Source organism: Catenovulum agarivorans DS-2, assembly GCF_000568405.1.
Lineage (GTDB): Bacteria > Pseudomonadota > Gammaproteobacteria > Enterobacterales > Alteromonadaceae > Catenovulum > Catenovulum agarivorans_A.
In genome coordinates this window covers 1-21,527 of the sequence record NZ_ARZY01000027.1, presented here as the reverse complement: position 1 = coordinate 21,527, position 21,527 = coordinate 1, and the positions used below count along the sequence as shown (strand labels likewise).

At 41.5% G+C, this 21,527-nt stretch carries 17 protein-coding genes; 12 read left to right on the top strand and 5 right to left on the bottom strand.

Features of this window, described 5'->3' with window-relative positions:
• Positions 1–75 precede the first annotated feature (75 nt).
• Positions 76–1,989 carry a CRTAC1 family protein gene (locus DS2_RS13610; protein ID WP_035015378.1) on the top strand — a complete coding sequence of 638 codons (1,914 nt, stop codon included), beginning with the start codon at positions 76–78 and terminating at the stop codon, positions 1,987–1,989.
• Between the two features lie 55 nt (positions 1,990–2,044).
• Here the strand turns inward: DS2_RS13610 and map are convergent, their stop codons facing one another.
• The 3 genes from map to DS2_RS13595 form a co-directional block, all read right to left on the bottom strand.
• Positions 2,045–2,827, bottom strand: coding sequence for a type I methionyl aminopeptidase (gene map / locus DS2_RS13605; RefSeq protein ID WP_035015377.1), 783 nt, complete (start codon positions 2,825–2,827; stop codon positions 2,045–2,047).
• A complete protein-coding gene (locus DS2_RS13600; protein ID WP_035015402.1) occupies positions 2,820–3,026 on the bottom strand; it encodes a ParD-like family protein in 207 nt (68 codons plus the stop codon). Before DS2_RS13600 ends, map begins: the two co-directional genes overlap by 8 nt.
• Positions 3,027–3,103: 77 nt before the next feature.
• Entirely contained in the window at positions 3,104–5,464 is a 2,361-nt protein-coding gene (locus DS2_RS13595) for an alkaline phosphatase D family protein (protein WP_035015401.1), read from the bottom strand.
• A 229-nt stretch (positions 5,465–5,693) separates the two neighbouring features.
• Here DS2_RS13595 and DS2_RS13590 point away from each other — a divergent pair, with 229 nt between their 5' ends.
• The 3 genes from DS2_RS13590 to DS2_RS13580 all read left to right on the top strand — a co-directional run bounded on the left by DS2_RS13590 (position 5,694) and on the right by DS2_RS13580 (position 12,982).
• The gene (locus tag DS2_RS13590) at positions 5,694–9,368 is read left to right on the top strand and encodes a TonB-dependent receptor (RefSeq protein WP_035015376.1); all 3,675 of its coding nucleotides are present in this window, start codon (positions 5,694–5,696) and stop codon (positions 9,366–9,368) included.
• Positions 9,369–9,390: 22 nt separating this feature from the next.
• Complete coding sequence (locus DS2_RS13585) at positions 9,391–12,021, top strand: Ig-like domain-containing protein (RefSeq protein ID WP_035015375.1); 2,631 nt, start codon at positions 9,391–9,393, stop codon at positions 12,019–12,021.
• Between the two features lie 73 nt (positions 12,022–12,094).
• Positions 12,095–12,982: a BspA family leucine-rich repeat surface protein gene (locus DS2_RS13580; RefSeq protein ID WP_035015374.1), complete on the top strand. Its 888-nt coding sequence runs from the start codon at positions 12,095–12,097 to the stop codon at positions 12,980–12,982.
• Between the two features lie 4 nt (positions 12,983–12,986).
• Here the strand turns inward: DS2_RS13580 and DS2_RS13575 are convergent, their stop codons facing one another.
• A complete protein-coding gene (locus DS2_RS13575; protein ID WP_035015373.1) occupies positions 12,987–14,066 on the bottom strand; it encodes an AI-2E family transporter in 1,080 nt (359 codons plus the stop codon).
• 80 nt (positions 14,067–14,146) lie between these two features.
• Between DS2_RS13575 and folX the strand changes: the two genes are divergently transcribed.
• The 3 genes from folX (at position 14,147) to DS2_RS13560 (ending at position 15,964) form a co-directional block, all read left to right on the top strand.
• Positions 14,147–14,515 carry a dihydroneopterin triphosphate 2'-epimerase gene (gene folX, locus DS2_RS13570; protein ID WP_035015372.1) on the top strand — a complete coding sequence of 123 codons (369 nt, stop codon included), beginning with the start codon at positions 14,147–14,149 and terminating at the stop codon, positions 14,513–14,515.
• A gap of 51 nt (positions 14,516–14,566) precedes the next feature.
• Positions 14,567–15,481: a TIGR01777 family oxidoreductase gene (locus DS2_RS13565; RefSeq protein ID WP_035015371.1), complete on the top strand. Its 915-nt coding sequence runs from the start codon at positions 14,567–14,569 to the stop codon at positions 15,479–15,481.
• Between the two features lie 216 nt (positions 15,482–15,697).
• Entirely contained in the window at positions 15,698–15,964 is a 267-nt protein-coding gene (locus tag DS2_RS13560) for a helix-turn-helix domain-containing protein (RefSeq protein ID WP_035015370.1), read from the top strand.
• A gap of 19 nt (positions 15,965–15,983) precedes the next feature.
• Here DS2_RS13560 and DS2_RS13555 read toward each other — a convergent pair whose 3' ends face one another.
• Positions 15,984–16,490 carry a DNA-deoxyinosine glycosylase gene (locus tag DS2_RS13555; RefSeq protein WP_051479877.1) on the bottom strand — a complete coding sequence of 169 codons (507 nt, stop codon included), beginning with the start codon at positions 16,488–16,490 and terminating at the stop codon, positions 15,984–15,986.
• 218 nt (positions 16,491–16,708) lie between these two features.
• On the opposite strand from DS2_RS13555, the gene DS2_RS13550 reads away from it, so the two are divergent.
• The 5 genes from DS2_RS13550 to DS2_RS13530 all read left to right on the top strand — a co-directional run.
• Positions 16,709–17,665 (top strand): AAA family ATPase, encoded by a 957-nt coding sequence (locus DS2_RS13550; protein ID WP_035015369.1) that lies wholly within the window; start codon positions 16,709–16,711, stop codon positions 17,663–17,665.
• Between the two features lie 4 nt (positions 17,666–17,669).
• A complete protein-coding gene (locus DS2_RS13545) occupies positions 17,670–18,617 on the top strand; it encodes a DUF58 domain-containing protein (RefSeq protein WP_035015368.1) in 948 nt (315 codons plus the stop codon).
• Positions 18,614–19,108 carry a DUF4381 domain-containing protein gene (locus DS2_RS13540; RefSeq protein ID WP_035015367.1) on the top strand — a complete coding sequence of 165 codons (495 nt, stop codon included), beginning with the start codon at positions 18,614–18,616 and terminating at the stop codon, positions 19,106–19,108. Before DS2_RS13545 ends, DS2_RS13540 begins: the two co-directional genes overlap by 4 nt.
• Complete coding sequence (locus DS2_RS13535; RefSeq protein ID WP_035015366.1) at positions 19,101–20,135, top strand: vWA domain-containing protein; 1,035 nt, start codon at positions 19,101–19,103, stop codon at positions 20,133–20,135. Before DS2_RS13540 ends, DS2_RS13535 begins: the two co-directional genes overlap by 8 nt.
• Positions 20,135–21,527: tetratricopeptide repeat protein (locus DS2_RS13530; RefSeq protein ID WP_035015365.1), on the top strand; the 1,393-nt coding region annotated here is incomplete at its 3' end. The genes DS2_RS13535 and DS2_RS13530, both read left to right, overlap by 1 nt.

The following is a 21,527-nucleotide window of genomic DNA, read 5'->3' as shown; positions in this document are numbered from 1 at the left end:
TTAAGCTTTAACATTACAAACATACTACGTTTAACTTTTTATTACCAATAATTGCACTAACAGAGGAACAGCACAATGGTTAAAACATTTAAAATTAACACTGTACTTTTGGCACTCAGCAGTAGCCTTACATTGGGTTTGGCCAGTTGTGCTCAATCAGATACCGACTCACTCAATATATCCAAGCCAGACAATACCACGCTGTTCAAAAAAACCCATGGTGTAATCCCTTTTGGAGATGTGCTAAATCGCAAATGGGGCTCAGCTGTGATTGCCGATTTAGACCAAGATGGTTGGCAAGATGTTGTGACCACTCAACACGGTGCAAACGCACTTATTTATTGGAATGAGCAAGGCAAATTTACCCAACCATCAACCCTTGTTAAAGGCGACACTCATGGTTTGGGCGTTGCTGATTACGATGGCGATGGCAATATGAACATTGTTGTGGCCCAAGGTGGTGGTGATGGTGGTAACCCACGCCAGCCCGCATATTTTTCCATTGGAAAAGACAGAAGCATTGAAGATTTGGGCGTGTTCAACCATTTCAATTTTAGCCGTGGTCGATCAATTAAATTTATCGACTCTAACAAAGATGGTCAGCTCGATTTATTTGTAACAGGTTTTGCCCCAAGAAAAGCAAAAAACTTAACCACCAACCAGTTATACAAAAATGAAAAAAGCCAGTTTGTAGCACCAATAACCCTAACCATTGCAAATGATCCACTGTCGGTCAAAACCATTTCAACCGACATTAATAACGACGGTAATACTGACATATTAACTTTTGGTGGCCGAGACATGACCCTTTCTGTTGGTCAAGGAGACGGTACCTTTGTAGACGCAACCACGGATATCTTAGGCGAATTAGCCAAAATCAAATTTGTAAACAACATCACAGAAATTGACTACGACAATGATGGCGACTTTGACTTATTTTTAAACCGCAGTGCTTACCAATTTGAAAAAGAAGCCTACTATGATGCCGAAAACAACAATTTCGCCTTTTTTGTCTTCCGCAATACTTTTATGTTTGACGAAATTGAAGTTGAAGGGGAAAATTTGGTACTTGAAAACATCCAAGAAACCTATGCCACATACGACATTCAGCTCGGTGAAAAACGCACAGTAGTAGGTGATAAAGGCGGACACCACCCAGGCACTAACCTAACTGTGAAGCCAGAAGACGCAAAAGGTTGGCCACAAAATATAGATCTAAAAGATATGAAAGGCATGCATATCGGCTATTTAGGCGACGGCAAATGGCGCATTGGTGGTTATGTAAAATCTCGCTTAGCGGCTGTTGTTAAAAATGTCGTATCACACCCAAGCGAAATTAAACGTAAATTGATGCCAGCTGTATTGTTGGAAAACCAAGGCGGTCGATTTGTCGATGTAACAGCCAAAATGGGTATTGATATTCCAGAGCAAACCACCAGTGCTGCCGCTGGTGATTTTAACAATGATGGTTTTGTTGATTTAGCCGTTACCCCATATGGCAACATGGCTAAACCAGTAGAACACTTTGTATTGATAAACAACCAAGGTCAAAGTTTTACGAAACATTCAAACGCAGGTTTAACCTCGGAAGAAATTGGTGCGACAGGCGTAGGTGTCAGCATAATAGACTACGACCAAGATGGCCGCTTAGATCTTGTTTATGGCAATGAACGTGGCCGCTGGTATTTAGCACAAAATCAACTGCCAAAAACTCAATTGGGTAATTATGTTGCGGTAAATGTTACCACTTCACCCAAACACCACGCCCAACCCAATGGTGCACGAGTTGAGGTTTCAGCTTGTAACACCACTTGGGCTCAGGTTGTTGGTTCAAGTGGTGATGGCTTTCATCAAATGCTTAATACCCGCTTACACTTTGGTTTAGGTGGTTGCGAAAAAGTGGATAACATCAAGGTAGTTTGGCCAAATGGTGAAAGCGTTACGCTAAACAAAGTTTCCATTGGAAGTAGCGTTTCAACTGGTAACTAGTTTATATAGTAGGTCGAAACGAGCCTTAACGAATCCAACAATTTGAAGTCTCGCTTCAAATTGTTGGATTAAGCTCACCTTCCCGCAGCGTTAGCACTTCAAAACCGTTCGAGGTCACTAAAATGGTGTGCTCCCATTGCGCTGACAATTTTTTATCGCGCGTCACAACAGTCCAACCGTCTTTTTTAGTTTTGGTTTTATGCGTTCCTTGGTTAATCATAGGCTCGATGGTAAATACCATGCCCTCTTTTAACACAACACCAGTTGCTGGTGAGCCATAATGGAGAATTTGTGGCGCTTCGTGCATTTCGCGACCAATACCATGCCCGCAATATTCCCGAACAACACTATAGCCATACTTTTCAACATAACTCTGTATTGCGTGGCCGATATCACCAGTAGTCGCGTTTGGCTTAACCACTTGAATCCCCTTCCACATCGCGTGATATGTTATATCTACTAGCTTTTTAGCAACAGGGGTAACCTTGCCGATACAATACATTTTACTGCTATCAGCGATGAAGCCATTCTTTTCAAGGGTAATATCGATATTCACGATATCTCCGCTCTTCAATTTTCTTGCGGGTGTTGGTACGCCATGGCACACGACTTCGTTTATCGAGCAATTGAGTACATATTTGTAGTCATACTGCCCTTTACTAGCTGGCCTTGCTTGTAATTTATTTACAATAACGTCTTCAACAAAATCATTGATTTCTAATGTCGATTTACCCACCTGAATAAAGCCATCTAACGCATCAAACACTGTTGCCAACAGTTGGCCTGAAGTGCGCATCAGCTTTGCTTCTTCTGCTGTTTTAATATGGATACTATTCATTTATGAGCTTCATCGTTGTTATGTTTTGTTTTTTCTTCTCTCTTTCGATAATTTGCTCATAAGTCAACGTAGGATTTTGTTCAGCCATTCGGCCAATTTTCATCCAAAACTCTGCTTGCGAATTAATTGATCTTTCCATTACTGCGCTGTTTTTTCTGACTTCTTCATGCAGCTCATCAGAAATTTTTACAATACCCATAACACACCCAAACCACATATATAACACTATAATATGTAGCATATCATATACAAATTAAAACAGCAGAAAAAATTACTCTAGCTCAATCTATTTTTGCCGATATTTTCTTCTTGATGAATGGTCACCGGCCAGCCAGAAAATTGATTGTTACTGTTACCATCAGTTACATCAATTAGATATTTAAATGCCGACAACGTGTAGGTGAATTGCTCGGTGTCAAAAATGATAAAACCAAAACCACTGCCTTTTTCATGTGCTCTAACATAACGGTTTTTTGACTGTCCTTCTTCTGGCACCCCCACCGCATACACATACATTTTGTTGCCAAAAGCATCTATAAACTCGCCGGTTTGCTCCAAACCATGTTTTGGGCGATTGTTATGCGGTATGCCCATTTGATCAGGCAACCACCAGCGTGGCCAACCAGCAGAAATAGCAGGTGTACAGAACGACCAATTGCTGTCTCGTTGCTGGTTAACACCATATAGCGCTAAAGAGGTTAAATGGGTGTCACCACAAATATGTAATGCTTTGGATTCGCGCATTATTGCAACCGCTCGATTACGCGCTGGGCTTGGCCAGCCACTGCTGTCGAAATCATATTTTAAATAGCGTTGTGGTGATGGTTGATGAGTTGATATACCAGCAAAAACGGTTTGGCTTAAAACGGCTTTTAATTTATGCCCGCGCCAATCTTGTCCCCATTGTGCTAAAAAGTCCTCTTGACGTTTGCCTAATAGCACCGGTTTTTTTGGGTTGATCGCGGGATTAATAAAGTTAGGATCTTCATCTACACCAGTTTCGCCAACCACTACTCCCGCTTGCTCAGGGCCAGATTTCCATTGCCTATCCGCCAAGATTGCAAAACCAACGTCGCCATATACCATGTCACCGTAGTAACATGAGATCCCACTTGGATTAGGTGTTGGATCAAATGCATCAGGATGGTGGCTGACAGTAGTTCGATGTACCGCATTTACAAATCGAACAGGCTCTATATATCCACCGGTGAAAGACGCAGACATATCTTGTTCTGGGTTCTTTTTGGCTAAGCCACCCTCCCCCCATAAATTGCCTTGAAAAACATCGTGATCGTCTGGCAAGCAAATAGTTGGCGCATCGCGCATAACTTCTCTAAACGCCCAACCAAACTGATAAAATTTGCGTAAATAATTTTGTATCGCTGGCTCAAAAGGAGTTCGAACAATACCAAAGCCCCCATGGCTTTCATAAATTTGATCGCCCGAAAAAAACACTAAATCAGGATTAAGCTTTTTAACATTTTCAGCAACAGGCGCGTACGGAAAACTATAATCATTTTGGCAGGTAAGTGCAGCCATACGCAGCGGCCTGCCAACCGGATTGGCCCGAATAATACCTGAATAAACATCTTCAGTTGTCGTGCCGTCTTTATGTTTTTCTTGATAGAGCACTCGATATTCATGTGATAATTTTTCTTGCCATTTAGCTATGCGAAAATTAGCAACCCACGCATCGCTATCTAGTTTAGCCGTTGCAGCCTTTCGCCACTGACCATTTCGTTTAATTTGTAGCTCAACTTCGTCATTGCCAGTGTTACCCATTGGCCCCGTAAAAGCACTCATTTTCATCACGAAACCTTCACTGCTACGAGAATCGCTTAGTGAATACATTGCCCACAACAAAGGGCCAAATTTGCGCTGAGGGTTAACCTCAAACGCATCACCCGATAATTGCCAATTGCTAAACCTATATTTGCCTGCCTGCTGACCAGGCTTTGAACTCATACCAAAATTACTGACTATGGCAACATTGCCCAATACTTCGCTGGCGGGTGCTAAATGTGTGTACTGGCCGATAACTTGTTCTGTCGCAGTTTGCTCTTTCACAACACTCGCGCTAACCGATAAAAGAACCGCACCATATTGAGGTGTTGCTGTCACATCCAATTTGACTGGTTGTTTGTCTACATTGATGTCCAAAGGCGTTTTTTTACCTGCAACTGACAGCTGATTGTCTAAAACGCCAATATCCAACCCTCGCTGAACAAAACAACTACTGCGGTATTCGTTGATCTCGTTGTTCACTCCTAACCGGATACCTGCACCCGCATCTTTTTTACCTTTGTAGATTTGCTGAATAACCACACTAACACTAAATGCTTGGCTAGCGTCAGTTAGCCTATGAGTGAGGGAATGAATACTGCGATTGCCACCAGAATTTTTACATTCAGCTCCACCATCGACAATATGCCAGTCTTCCATTGGGTTAGCCCAATATTCTCCGCCAATCCAAGGGCGGTTTGGCGTATTTGCCCATTTATCTAGCATTGGTGCATGCAACTTATTGGCGACTACTTGTTGTTGGTCGCTAATACGGCCTGCACAGCCGACACTGCTAATGACGGCGCCTGCAACAGTTAGTTTTAATGCATCTCGCCTTGTAAATTGTTTAACCATTTTCGACTCACTTACTTTTTCAGCTAACAAAACCTTCAAAATACGACCATTAGCCTGTTCGAGCTCAAGCTAAAACCGCCCTAATATATCTCTTTATTAGCAATTAAAATCAATATATCAACAACATTATTAACATACTTGCAAAAACCGACCTTGAAAAACGAATACATCATATGTATGGTAACGTGCCACTTTTAAAAATGAAACACAAAAAACCTGGAGAAACCAGATGAAACACAACTTTAAGTTAACGGCAGTTTCAGCTGGAATACTGGCTGCCTGTATCAGTTTGCCAGCTATTTCTGCTGAAGAAACGTCGAAAAAAGCCGAAGAAAGTGAAACAGAAGTCATTGAAGTAACTGGCTTTCGCGGTAGTTTAATCAAATCAATCAACGCCAAACGAAATAGTTCAGGTGTATTAGATTCAATCCACGCTGAAGATGTTGGTAAATCAACCGACCAAAATATCGCAGATGCACTTTCACGTGTAACAGGCATCTCAGTACAAGAAGAAGATGGCGAAGGCTCACGTATAGCGGTACGTGGTACCAATGCCAACTTGAATCAAATATCTATGAATGGTGTTGCATTAACCAGTGGTGCCAGCGGTGACATTGGAAATGCATCATCGGAACAAAGTGTCGATTTAAGCACGTTTTCATCGGATATTTTATCCTCTATTGATGTGCAAAAAACAGCATCAGCAGACCAAGATGAAGGCTCATTGGGCGCAAACGTTGTGCTTAGAACAGTTAGACCACTACGTTTGCGAAATGGCCGTCGGACATTAAATGTTGAAGCTCGCCACAATCAATATAATGGCGAGACTGACGAACGTATATCAGGTAGCTACTCAGACAAATTTTTAGATGATAGGTTTGGGGTTATTTTTACCGCGACGACCGAAACCATGAGTACACGTCAAGACCAATACGATGTTAACTGGAGTACTCGCCAAGACAGAACTCGAATACTAGCTAGCAATGTAACAGACGCAAAAACAGGTCTAGTTTATAGTGATATTTCCGACAGTGATGATATTGAAGCGGATACTGAATTAAGTCCACTCACCCATAACTTTGGTTATTACCGCTTAAATATGAATAAGCGCGAGCGTAAAACTGCAACCTTAGGTTTACAGTTTTTGCCAACCGACGATACTGAGGTTATGTTAGACCTGAACTACTCAAACCAAGTTGTGAATATCGACAATAATAATATTCAGGTTCAACAAAGAGCAAACGACAACAACAACCTTATAACGGACCCTCAGGCACAATGGCACACAATAGACGGCAATGTGCTAACAAGAAATTTAGAACGTCATGGTCGCACAAAAATCACTCGTCAATTAGGTGGTCGTGACACCGAAAATAAAGTCGCGTCACTTAACATAAGTCACTTCGTGACCGACAACTTTAAAGCTGACATAATGTTAGGTTATTCAAATACTGAAGCAGAAACTCTACCTTCAGCTTTTGTATTGTTAGACACTCGTGCCGGCACATACAAAGACACGCCACTAGCAGAAGATCTTCCTGACAACGCCGCAGACAACACAGTCAGTTTGCAACCAACAGGTTTCGATTGTACGCAAGGGCCAATTTGTAACTTTGTGATGAGTGACGGTTACTATGACCACTTTATTACCTCTGAACGCGATATCCTTGGTAGTTCAGCTGGCCATGCAAACATCAGAGATCCTGAATTATTTAATCTTGCGACCACTCGCTTAATGAGCGGTGAGAGTTCTGATACCAACAAATCCGTATTTTTAGATTTTGATTGGACACTAGACGGTGACTACATTCGTAGTCTTGAGTTTGGTGGAAAATGGTCTGAACGAGAAAAATTCTTAACTTCTGAAAACAGAGTCATTTCGCTTGGCTCTAGCTTAAACGATGAATTTGACGAAGAGTTAGAAATAGATGCCGAATTTAATGTTAACTATGAAGACTTATTAACCAATCAAGCCTTTCCAGTTAACGATTTTATGAAAGGTATTGTCACCGACCCAACAACATACAACTACTTTAAAGACGGCTGGGGTGTGGTAGACCCAATGCTAGTATTTGAATTAATGCAATCAGGTGAAGTAGTGCCTTTATCTGAGTTAAGATTTAGAAAAAATCCTGGTGCTTCGCGTGACATCACTCAAACCAACACAGCCTTGTATACCAAACTTAATTTTGAATTAGATCAAGGTAGGTTAACCGGTAATATTGGTTTACGTTATGTCAAAACTAAAGATACATCACGAGCATTTCAAAGCATAAACTACAATGGCGGAACCAATGCCATCGATTTGCACCAAATAATTGGTGAACAAAGACTAGCAGATGGCAGCCTACCTATATGTGATTATTTATATAATGACAGACTGCATAGTGATGCAGTTTCACCCGACGGCGTTGAACAATATGGTGATTTACCTGCTCCGGGCACTTGTTCTGACCCCTACTTATTTTATGAAATGGACAATGGTGTCGATGCAAACGGCGAAGAAATTGCAGATTTAACCATTCAAGACATCACCATTGCTCAAAATGGTCAGCGCTATGTAGACCCAGCTTTATTAGTTAGTGATAACGAAAGATATAAACTACAAGTTGCATATGGTGTGGATGGTTACGACATTTTACGCAACGATCCTATTACCTCGCGAGCTGTAGCTGATGGCAGCGGCGTAAACTTTAGAATTTGGTCAGATAGATCAACCAACTCGCAAACTATTCAAGCAAATGGTATGCGTGATCCACAAGCTCAAAGCCGTTTCTTTAGAGCATCAGCGCAAAATGAATCAACCGTTTTATTGCCAAGCTTAAGCCTCAACTATGCAATATCGCGCGATTTAATTGGTCGTTTAGGTTTGTCTAAAACCATGGCTCGCCCTCGCTTTGACGACATGCGCCCTAGCGGGGTTTTACGAGAAGATATTTTTGCCAGTGTCTCAACTGGTGACGTGCTAAACCCATATCTCAAACCACTCGAGTCGAAAAACCTAGATTTATCACTTGAATGGTACTTCAGCGATACGGGATTGTTGTCAGGTGCGCTGTTTTATAAAGACATGACAGGATTTGTACAAAATATCAACAAAAACTATTACATTCGTGATATTCGCAATGACCGCCTTGAATACGAAACGGATGAAAATGGTGAAATTAATTTAGATTCAACAAGGATCCCAGGTGTTGCCAGCATTGAATCAATCTTAATTGATCCGGATACTGGAGCTGTGCCAGGTGACGAACACAACTGTATGCCAGTTCGCAATGCAGTCAACAATATGGACGCAAACCCTGTTGACGTCAGTTGTGCAAAATACCTAGTCAACACTGTGGTAAATGGTACAGGCTCCGTAACTAAGGGACTTGAGTTTGCTTATACACAAAACTATGACTTTTTACCGGGTTTACTGTCAGGTTTGGGCGTTAACTTTAACTACACCTACTCACATTCAGAGAATGAAGCGATTGTCGACGAAGATGGTGAGGTATTTGATCCGTACCCTCAACCTTTCACACCAAGACATTCTGCCAACTTAACCGTTTTCTGGGAACAAGATGGCCTAATGCTGCGACTGGCCGACAGATACAATTCAGAACAGTTAGTTGATGAACTTGCGTTTAACGGTTTTGCATCTACATGGTTAGATGCCACCAACCGACTAGATTTTAGCTCGTCTTATCGAATAAATCGCAATCTAACCGTAACTTTCCAAGCAACCAACATAACGGATGACGACAGAACAGTATTCATGACCAGCCGTCGCTACACTGACATCAATGGCAATTTATGGAACGAAGGTAACTTCTTCGACAATCCAGTTTCCAAAAACAAAGTTGTTAGTAAAAGCAAATCAGGCCGAACTTTCCGTTTAGGCATCCGAGCGTCATTCTAAGTTAAAAAATTGGAGCAGTAAGATGAACAAACACTTACTAAAAACAAGTATTGTATGCGGTATAATTACCGCCTCATTAGCCGGATGTGTTGAGGATGGGTATGACCCACAACGCGACGGCTCAGCATTAAATTTAGCCGCCCAAGGTACCTATGAGCTAGGGCAAATTACCGATGTTAAAACAGATGATTCTCCAGAGCGCTATTATCAAATCGACCTATTAGCGGATATAAACGATTTTGGTGGCGTAGATAGAGAAAACATCTCTATTAAAAACATGCAAGTTGTTGCGACGGATCCTGAAACAGGCGAAATTGTAACCATTCCAAATAGCGATCGAAGCATCCGCTTAAACGGCCAAACCTTAAGTATTGACCGCCATGGGTTAGACAACCTAATTGATGGCGCTAATGTTGTAACTCGTTTAACCTTTAGCTATTGGGTTGATAATGGTTTTAAATTTGATTGTGCAGAAATGAAAGGCCACCCTGTTCGTTGCACTGATGAAGAAATAGCAGCCAACCCTAATTTACGCACAATTCAGCTTGATGTTGTCAGCCAAGCAGATGAGCCCGAAAGTTTTGCTTTGCTACAAACACCTGGAACTGCCAATGACGTTGGTCATGAAGCGGTAATCGGTGAAGAGTCTAACGTTTTAATGTCTTTTGCTGGCGATGACTATGTCGCGCTAGCTGCTAGCGAATTTACATGGGAATCAAGTGATGAAACTGTCTTTACCGTAGACAATGGTGTAATTACCGGTACTGGTTTAGGTCAAGCAACCGTTACCGCTAGCCATGCGAACTATGAACCGCAAAGCTTAGATGTAACTGTATATAGCCCACTAGAAAGCTTTAGCCTCAACCAAATTAACGTTGCAATGGAGAAATCTAAAGGCATACAGTTAATTCAGCAACCTGATACAGCTGCGCCACTCAGATTAGATGACTTTTCTATTGAAGTTGTAGATGGTTCGGGTCAACCAACCGAAGTCGCGATACTGACTAATAACCGAGTTGAAGGTGTTAAAGAAGGCAGTGCTGTTATTCAAATTACCAGTAACAGATACCCTGAATTAGCTGTTGTTGAAGCGAATGTTGAAGTAGAAAATCCTGTCACTGGTTTTAGCATTGCTTCACCCTTGTACGTTGAACTAAACTCAACCGCGACACCTGAATTCACCTTGGAACCAGAAGCTGATATTTTAACTCAGATATCAACCAGTGATTTCAATTGGACGATTACCAATAAAACTGGCTCAGCGACAGTCGTTGAAACAGAAGGTCAGCCAACAGTGATTCAAGGTGATGTTGCGGGTACCGCGACTCTTTCAACCACATACAATGGCTTAACCACAGACGACGTTGAAATTATTATTGCAGAGCCTCTGTCTGCGATTGCCCTTCAACCAACAGATGAGCTGTATGTTGCACCCGAGGGCACGTCAGGTACTGTGCAATTAGCTTTAACACCTACCCCAACTGTTGTCATACCACAAGCCATTGCATATAGCGCGTTCGATTGGTCAGTAACCAATGGAACTGGCAGCGCAACTGTTGACGAAAACGGTATTCTAACCGGTTTAACTGTTGGTACTGTGACGGTTACAGCAACCTCTAAAAACTACCCAACGGTGACAGACTCTGTTGAACTCAATATTACCTTACCGCCCGTGGTAGAAAACCTAGCACGTATTGAAGTAAAAGATAGTGCTGGCAATTTATTAACCGAGCAAGCTGGGCAATATCAAATTAGTGTAGCACGCTGTAACTTTGTTGATATTACACCTGTTGCGGTAGTTGAGCCGGGTAAAGAGTTTGGTACAAGTATTGCGTTTACTTCGGCTAGTGACAGCACTGCTGCTGATTTACACTTATTGGATAGCGCTGATGGAAACGACCGACCACATCGCATTGTTGTGAATGAAAACGCTCAAGTCGGTTCACAATTTACCGTTGCATTTGACCTTAAAAACTATGCAGGTGAACAAGACCAGTTTGTTACGGTTAATGTCACAGAAAACTTAATGTGTAGTGGTGAAGTAACCACTGAAAATGGTGACAATACAGGGAATAATGGTGCAATTATTTTAAACAGTGCTGGAGAGTTGAAAAATTGGTCTGTTTGGAACCCTAAATTTGACACCAAAATTTCAGCGGTTGCAAGTGAGGGCAATGGCCCAGGTTTAGGTCACTCGCTTAAGTTAGAAACGGGTACAAAAGCAATTTTGGGTAATAACCAAGTTTATTCACCATTAAGACCTGGTGGATTTGGCATCATGGAGTCGTTAAAAGATCCAAACCAAACTTGGAAAGTTTCGTACTGGGTCCGTGTAACCGATGGAAAACCTGAGCCAGTTGACGTTAGCATGCGTATAGACATGAAAACGGATCTACGCCCGAATGGTTCATGCTGTCGAGTTCAGGCTTACCAACAATTCGACCACCAACTTGATGTTAGCGGTGAGTGGGTTAAGTATGAACATACCTACACGGGCATGACGCTGCAAGCACTAAATGATTTAGCAACGGGTGCCGATTATGCAAATGTTGACGATTTAGATAACTTTGATGGTCGTTGGGATTTATACGTAGGTAATGACTTACGTGTACTTGAAATCGACAATGTCGTGATTGAGCGTGTAGAAGACTAACAAAAAATTAAGCTTTAAATTTTAAGCCTTAACCATAATTTGGTTAAGGCTTTTTTAGCAATTGGCCAAATTTATGCCCCACTCAACGAAAAACACATTATTAAATTATGCATTTATATGCCTATTCACCCTGCTTTGCTGGCTAAACAATATCGCAATAGCGCACCCAGCCAATGTAGCTGATAGCGAGCAATCAAACTTCCGCCCTTTTATAAGTAAATGGAAAATAGAACAAGCAAATACCACAATCACCCTACCCACTTGGGGAGATGGTTATGATTATAAAGTAGATTGGGGAGATGGTACAGTTGAACACTGGCAAGATGCACCAATCAAAGCGGGCGATAAAAACGCCAAACACCTAGCCACGCATCTGTATACACAACCTGGTATTTATCGGATAAAAATTTGGGGAAAGTTTCCACAAATTCACTTTGACAATGGCATTCGAAATGGTGACGCACCGGGAGTAGATAAAGATAAAATTATCGACATTGAGCAATGGGGAGACATTCAATGGCGTTCTATGGGCGCGGCATTCTGGGGATGCAAACATTTGAATGTATCAGCAAGCGACGCCCCTATACTTTCGAAGGTAAGCAAAACCAATGGCATGTTCCGTGATGCAATTTCATTCAATGGAGATATTAGTCATTGGAATGTTAGCCAAGTAAAAAATCTTTCAAATATGTTTAACGGTGCAAGTGCATTTGATCAAAACTTAGGTGACTGGCAACTCGACTCGGCCAAAGGCCTTAACGCGTTTTTATCTGGTGTGGCTTTATCACCCGAAAATTACGATGCATTGTTAATTAGCTGGTCTAAACAAAAGAAGCTACGCAAACGGGTTAAATTTGATGCTGGTAAAAGCCAATATACCCAAGCGGGTGCCATCGCCAAACAGAAATTAATTGAGAAATTGCGATGGCAATTTATCGATGGCGGCTTAGTTGAAAATTAATAAGTTACTTTTCAACATCTTCCGCATCAAATATCTGCTGCGATTCAGCTTCCTCCTCCACTTCGGTTTGGTTTGAAAGCAGCACAGCCAACCAGTGCGCGGATTCAGATGAGTCGGCGGCTATTTTAACGACCATGGTCAATAGTACAGACAACAACATCCCCACAGTACCTAATAACCATCCCCAAAAAATTAAACTTAAAAACACAACCAGAGTGGAAAGCCCTAAGCCTTTGCCCATGAACTTAGGTTCAATCACATTGCCCATAACCGTATTTATAACAATGTAACCTATCGCTAACCCTAGCGCTGCACTTGGGCTGATTTGCACTAAAGCCAACAAAACCGCTGGAATTGCCGCAATTATCGAACCTATATTTGGGATATAGTTGAATAAAAAAGCTAACACACCCCACAGTACAAAATAGTCCACCCCTATTAACCAGCACAAACTGCCAGCCAACAGACCAGTGCCAATACTGACGATTGTTTTAATGGCCAAATAGTTATTAACTGAGTGTAGGAACTCATCAATTTTATCAATGTGCTTAGCAGGCTCATCCCACATCAGATAGAGTTTTTTATGAGCTGTGTCTGCTTCAAACAGCATAAAAACGGTCGTTAACAGAATTAAAAACACATTGGCTAGTGTGTTACCTAAACCAGACAACATATTGGTTGCCAACGACATCGCCGCACCGGGGTCAAAATGTTTGGCGATTTGTTCTTTGTTAAGATGAATATTGACCGAAGCCAGTTGCTCGGTTAACCAAAATAGTTCACCTTGTAGTTTGGTTTTATACATGGGTAAATCTTTACTAAAGTCATTAATCGATTGCCCCACCAAACTGGCTAACGAAAAACCTAAGGTGATAATAAGCGCGACCACCAATGAAACCCCGGCCCACTTTGGCACTTTAATACCTTCAAGTAGCGTAATTAACGGCTGACACACAATCGCAATAAAAATAGATAAAATAAAAGGAACCAGCAGTTGTTGCGATGCTTTGATGCCAGCCAAAATAACCACGAGAGACGCGAGTACAATAAAAACTCGAAATACCGGATGATGGGTAACAGACATATAGATGATCCATTCTTCACTAGAATTCGTTATATTGTGTGTATATTGAAAACAAATAACGAATAAATCAAGGAAAACAAATGAGTAACCAACCACATCTTGCCACGATAAAAATAAAAAATTTAAGGCTACGCACCTTTATTGGTATCAAAGATGAAGAAATACAAAATAAACAAGATGTCGTGGTCAACGCAAAAATTCAATATTGTGCCGTCCAAGCTGCGCAGAGTGATAACATGGATGACGCGCTAAATTACCGCAGTATTACTAAAAAAGTTATTCAGCATGTTGAAAACAACCGCTTTTATTTGCTGGAGAAATTAACTGCTGATGTATTAGAAATTGCCAGTGAACATGCATGGGTTAAATATGCAGAAGTTGAAATTGATAAACCCTATGCCCTTAGGTTTGCTGATTCAGTATCGTTGACACTCAGCTGCGAAAAGTAACCTATACTTAACGGCTAGGTTAATTGTTAGGCGCTTATTCAGGAGTGAGTTATGAATATGTTGATAACCGGCGGTACAGGATTAATTGGTCGAGCACTTATTGCAAGTTTACTCAGTGAATCACATGCTGCACAAAACACCGACTACAACATAACAGTTTTAACCCGAGCGCCTACAAAAGCTAAACAAATGTTTGGTGCGAGTGTACGGGTAATCAGTCATTTACCTCAAGCCAGCGAGTTTAAATTTACCGTTGTGATTAATCTCGCGGGTGAGCCAATTGCAGACAAGCGTTGGTCTCAATCGCAAAAAGACAAAATTTGCCAAAGCCGTTGGAAAATTACTCAGCAACTGGTCAACTTAATTGAGCAAGCTAACGAAAAACCGCAAGTGTTTATTTCTGGTTCAGCAATAGGCTTTTATGGCCGGCAACCGCAAGGAGTTCAAGTAGATGAAAGCCACCAGCAGATTAACAATGAATTTACCCATCAGGTGTGTTCAAAATGGGAACAGATAGCGCTAAGTTGCCAGAAGTTCACTAGAGTGTGTGTCATTCGAACAGGGATCGTTTTAAGTGCTCACGGCGGAGCCTTAGCTAAAATGCTGCCAGCTTTTAAGTTTGGATTAGGCGGCCCTATGGGTAGCGGTGAGCAAATGATGTCATGGATACATATCGATGACCACGTCGATGCAATAAAATTTTTAATCCACAATAACCAGTGTCAAGGTCCAATCAACTTAACCTCGCCTAATCCAGTCAGTAATCAAGTGTTCAGCCAAACGCTGGCTAGTGTTTTATCTAGGCCATGTGTATTCCGCACACCGAAATGGCTACTGGTTGGCATTTTTGGCGAAATGTCAGATCTTTTATTGACAGGCCAAGCTGTTATACCTAAGCATTTAACTGACCAAGGGTTTTCATTTCAATACGCAGAATTGAAACAAGCTTTGTCCGAATGCACTTGAAACACACACAGCAACTGATCTTATCAGTTGCAAAAATTCTGATAACGGCTTTTATCCCCTTATTTTACGTGATATAAAGATACCGATAGGAATTTAAAAACCAAATATAAACAAGCTTTTTATAGATGGTATTTTGAAGTCATGCCCAAAAAACATCTGGTCAGTATGTTAGTTGGGTATAGGTCCAAGTTTAAATAAGAGTAGTAGTTGGATATTATGGACAAATTTTTTAGTGGAAAACAAATAGAAACAACCCGCAAAGCGGTAGGCTTGGCACAACGAGATTTATACCAAGCAGCTAAAGTATCACGGGCAACTTACCACAATTGGGTAGTTGGCAAAAGCGAACCAAATGTCAGCCAATTCTTGGCAATGATGCAAGTTTGCTGGCATCGTTCACCCGAAAACAAAGCAAATGACGAATTCCAGCGTTTAATTAAAGATTTAATAACCGTTGGCAAAGCAGACGCTTTAGCAGACTAAAGCAGACTTCACTACATTGTCAAAAATTGGCATCAGACAATGCTTGATGCCAAGCTTGCTGTTTTTCTGCAAATGTCATCGTAGCGTTTGCAGGACTAGTAGACGGTAACTTGTATATACTCAAGTTTATTTCAGGTTGAAGTTGCTTCAGAACTTTCTTTTCAAACAACTGAGCAGCCTTCTGACCATTTAGAAAAACATGCTGGATTTGCGAATATTGGCTAAACAGCTGAGTAAAAGCGTTTGTTTGAATACTTGCAGCTACTATGCTTGAATCTAAACTACCCTGCCGTTGGCAATGCGCAATAACATCCCATAATCCAAGGCCGGATGTATTCAACTGAACAACATTCTGTTGGTAGCTATTGGATGGATTAAACGAAAAATAATTTTGCATGATAGGCCAAAAGCTATTTCTGGGGTGAGCATAATATTGAACTTGACTCAGCGAAACTTGCCCTGGCATTGACCCCAAAACAATTCCTCTACAGTTTTCTGATATTTGCGCCGTCAGACCTGTTAACAATTTATTACCCCTTTGTGCTTTAAAAGCATTGAATTATACATTTTTACCCCTACATATTTAACCTGAGCTCTGGATAACAACTTGCATTCTAGAGGCTATTTACAACTAGTTTAAATACTAATGATGAACTTTTTTGACAGGTTCGAGTCACACGTGCTCGGAGAATGAATTAACTAACCTGAGCTTCGCCTCAGATTATAAACAAATAAGAACAAATTATGCCGGCAGAACAATTTAACCAGCTAAAAAGCTATTTAGACACTCAAGTAATCGGTCAACCAGAATTGACTGAAAGTATGTTAATTGCATTGCTTGCAAACGGTCACATATTGGTTGAAGGCCCGCCTGGGCTTGCTAAAACCCGTGCAATTAACGCATTGGCCAAAGGTGTTGATGGTAATTTCCATCGTGTACAATTTACCCCTGACCTGCTTCCAGCTGATTTAACGGGTACAGATATATACCGCCCAGAAGATGGTTCTTTTGTATTTCAGCCAGGGCCATTATTCCATAACTTGGTATTGGCAGACGAAATAAACCGTGCACCCGCTAAAGTTCAATCAGCCCTATTAGAGGCAATGGCAGAACAACAAATTACCGTTGGTAAAAAAACTTATGCGCTACCAGATTTATTCTTGGTTATGGCGACACAAAATCCTCTGGAACAAGAAGGTACCTACCCTTTACCAGAAGCACAACTAGACCGCTTTTTAATGCATTTAGAAATTGATTACCCAGGGGCAGAAGTTGAGCAACAAATTTTACGCTTAACCCGTGGTGAAGCACTGAGCAAATCAACTAATTTAACAGAAAAGCTATCGCAACAAGATATTTTTGCAGCACGTGAAGCTGTACTCAGCATTCATATGGCTGATGCAATTGAACAATACATTGTTGATTTGATTGTCGCGACTCGCCAACCCGCAAAATATGATGCACAACTAGCCAGCTGGCTTGGATTTGGTGCATCGCCTCGTGCAACTATTTCGTTAGACCGATGTGCACGCGCCAAAGCTTGGTTGGCTGGCCGAGATTTTGTTACGCCAGAAGATGTTCAGGCCGTATTTCATAATGTGCTGCGTCACCGCTTAGTATTAACCTATGAAGCAGAAGCGGATGGCGTCAAAGCAAATGACGTTTTAGATAAAATATTACAACTAGTGGCTGTTGCTTAAAGTTATGTCAGCGATACATTTAGATTGGCTAAAATCCATTTCGGCCGACGGGGTTAGTGTATCTATGCCTGAGTTGCTGCATTATCGTAGTAAAACTGGTTTGCTCGATCTATCTCCTAAATACGGCTTACAAGCGCGCTTGTCAGGCCAATATGTTTCGGCTCATAAAGGTCGCGGTATGGAATTTGATGAAGTACGTCATTACCAGCCGGGTGATGACATACGTATGATTGACTGGCGGGTAACGGCCAGAACCAATACAACTCATACCAAACTATTCCGCGAAGAACGTGAGCGCCCAGTATTTATTGTTACTGATTTATCTGAGTCGATGCAGTTTGGTAGCCAGCTGTTGTTCAAGTCGGTACAAGCTAGTCATTTAGCATCATTAATGGCTTGGGCGGTTAACCGCATGGGCGACCGCTTGGGTGGAATTGTTTTTAATGAACAACAACACGCAGAGCAAAAACCAAAAGCACGCACACCATCTGTATTGCATTATTTGCATCACCTTGAGCAAATGAACACTCAGGTTAACAACAATACCGACAATTCGTCCGACGATACCAACCAACACTTTATTCAAACTTGTATGCGTCTGCGCCGTTTGGCACGTCCAGGCAGTTTGATAATCATCATTAGCGATTTCCACAATCTAAATGAAACCGCAACAAAACATTTAACTTTGTTGTCGCAGCACTGTGAAATAATGGCATATCGAATATTTGATCCAATGGAGCAAGCTCTGCCAAAATTTTCCGGCAGAATGACTTTGCCAGTTGAATATAATGGCGAGCAAGGTGTGGTGACCTTGGGTGACCACAAAATCGCCCAAAGTTATCAATCGGAATATCAACATATGATAGCCCAACAAGATGCTTGGTTAAGACGTTGCCGATGCATTGCAACCAATGTGAGTGCGGGTGTTCCGTTAGAGGTGCAACTCAGATGAATCCAAATGATTTAATGGAAGCATTTAAAGATGTACAAACGCCTGAACAAGCTAGCTGGTGGCCACTTGCGTGGGGCTGGTGGCTGGTCATTCTATTGCTATTAGTTGTAGTATTGGTGGTTGGCAAGTATGTCTTCCAACAAATTAAATTTAATGCTTATAAAAAACGCGTAATTCATCAACTTAAAATCACTTCATCAACACAACAACTAGCAGTGTTATTAAAACAGTTGGCGATTCACTATTATGGCCGAACGCAGGTCGCGAGTTTGTCTGCAGAAAAAATGCATCAATTTTGGTTAGCACAAGTGATTAATCATAGTGATAAGTCTGCCAAACTGTGGCAAAAACAAGAGCTTTGTAGCCTCAATGATTTATACGCGCAACAATATTCTGGCAATGCACAAGCCGAAGTGACCGCTGAGCAACAAGCTGCTGCAATTAAATTAGCGAAACAAATCAGTCGTAAAAATGGAGCCCGAGATGTTTGAAGTTCAGTGGCCATGGATATTTTTACTCTTGCCATTACCTTGGTTAGTTGGAAAATTTTTCAGCAAAAACAGTAAATTAGAGGGCGCTAGGTTAAAGGCACCCTTTTTATCAAAACATAGCCTAAGCCAACAGCCAATAGCCGATGGCAAAAAATCGATTTATAAAAGCATCACAGCGTGGTTAATTTGGTTATGTTTGTTGGCATCCGCAAGCCAACCCGTTTGGGTAGGTGACCCCATCACTTTGCCAGCTGAAGGGCGTGATATTATGTTAGCCGTCGACCTATCAGGTTCGATGGAAATGGACGACATGGTGATTAATCAGCAAAGAGTGAATCGCCTAGATATGACAAAATATGTATTAAAAGACTTTATTCAGCGTAGATTAGGTGATCGACTTGGTTTAATTCTGTTTGCCGACACCGCTTATTTGCAAACCCCGCTAACGCGCGATTTGAACACAGTCGCGCAAATGTTAGACGAAAGTATCATAGGTTTAGTGGGCGATAAGACCGCCATTGGTGATGCAATAGGGTTAGCAGCGAAACGTTTTTCGCAAAAAGAAAACAGCAATAAAATTTTAATTTTGTTAACCGACGGACAAAATACTTCAGGGAATTTGCAGCCATCAGAAGCATTGCAATTGGCTAAAAGTGAAGGAATCAAAATATATACTATAGGTGTTGGGGCCGACGAAATGCTAGTTAAAGGGTTCTTTGGCTACCAAAAACGCAACCCCTCGGCTGATTTAGACGAAAGTACCCTCAATCAAATTGCTCAAGAAACAGGCGGGCTATATTTTCGAGCGCGTGATGCTCAAGAGCTGAGTAAGATTTATGCTGAACTTGATAAACTCGAACCAGTTAGTGAAGAGGCAATTCAGTTAAGACCACAAACCAGTTTATTCTATTGGCCATTAACCATAGCTTTTATCTTAACTGTATTGTTATCTATAACCCCCATGCTATTGCAGTTTACCTCGCAGCTGGGCGGTAAATTTTTAACAAAATCTCAAGGAGTTAAATAATGGACGACTTTCATTTTTTACGCCCTGAGTGGTTAATTGCACTTTTGCCTTGTATAGCATTGGCTTGGTATCTAAAACAACACCAGTTGGTACAATCGAGTTGGCATAAATTTATTCCTGCTCATCTAGCAACGAAATTGATATCTAACAGTAATCAAGTGAAACAATTTCCTTTGTATAGCCTGATACTGTTGTGGTCAGTAATTGTGTTAGCATTAGCTGGGCCAGCTTGGGAGAAACGTCCCCAACCAGTCTTTAGTGCCGACATTGGCCGAGTAATATTGTTTGATTTATCAATGTCTATGCGCTCTGAAGATTTAAAACCCGATCGCCTAACCCAAGCAAGATTTAAAGCAATTGACTTATCACGCCAGATAACCGAAGGCGAGCTAGGGTTAGTCGCTTATGCTGGAGATGCGTTTACCATTAGTCCACTCACACCAGACAGCAAAAATGTTGCTGCTTTGCTACCAAGTTTGCAACCCGAAATTATGCCAGTCATGGGCAGTGATGCAGGTTTAGGTGTTATAGAGGCAATAGAGCTGTTAAAAAATGCCGGTCATCTTAAAGGTGAAATATACTGGTTTACAGATCATGTCAGTCAATTAGAGTTTGAAGATGTCAGCCGTTATTTGAACAATACCGAATATACGCTGGTGATTTTTGGTGTTGGTACACCAACTGGCGCGCCAATCAAACTGCAATCAGGCGAATTATTGAAAGATAGCTCAGGCAGTATTGTTATTCCTAAACTCAACGAATCTAAGTTAACCACTCTGGCAAAAAGCGTCTCTGGTCATTATCACAGACTGACCACAAGCGATCGTGACATCAACTACGTGACCGAGAGTATTCAACGGCAAAACAAAAATGCCAAGCAAGAAGAAACCGAAATAACCGGTGATCAATGGTTTGACTTTGGTGCCGTTTTATCTGTACTCGCACTGCCATTGTTTTTGTGGTTTGCCCGCCAACAAAGTTTGTTTGCAGTTGGTTTATTAATTTTCTCAGCCAGTTATACCAATGATAGTTACGCCAATGTTATAGATAGGCTATTTAAAAATGATGACCAACAAGCGATGACCGCGCTACAACAACAAAAATACCAAGACGCAGCAGCACTAGCCGATGATCCAGCAATCAAGGGCGCAGCTTTGTTTAAACAAGGTAATTTAGAAGCAGCGATTGAGCAATTTAACCAACTCGATAGCGCGGATGCCTTTTATAACAAGGGTAATGCGCTCGCCCAGTTAGGTAAATTAGATGAGGCGATAAAAGCTTATGATCAAGCAATAAAACGTCAGCCAGACTTTAGCAAAGCACAAGACAATAAAGCACTTGCTGAGCAACTGAAAAATCAACAACAACAGCAAGATGGCCAGCAACAGCAAG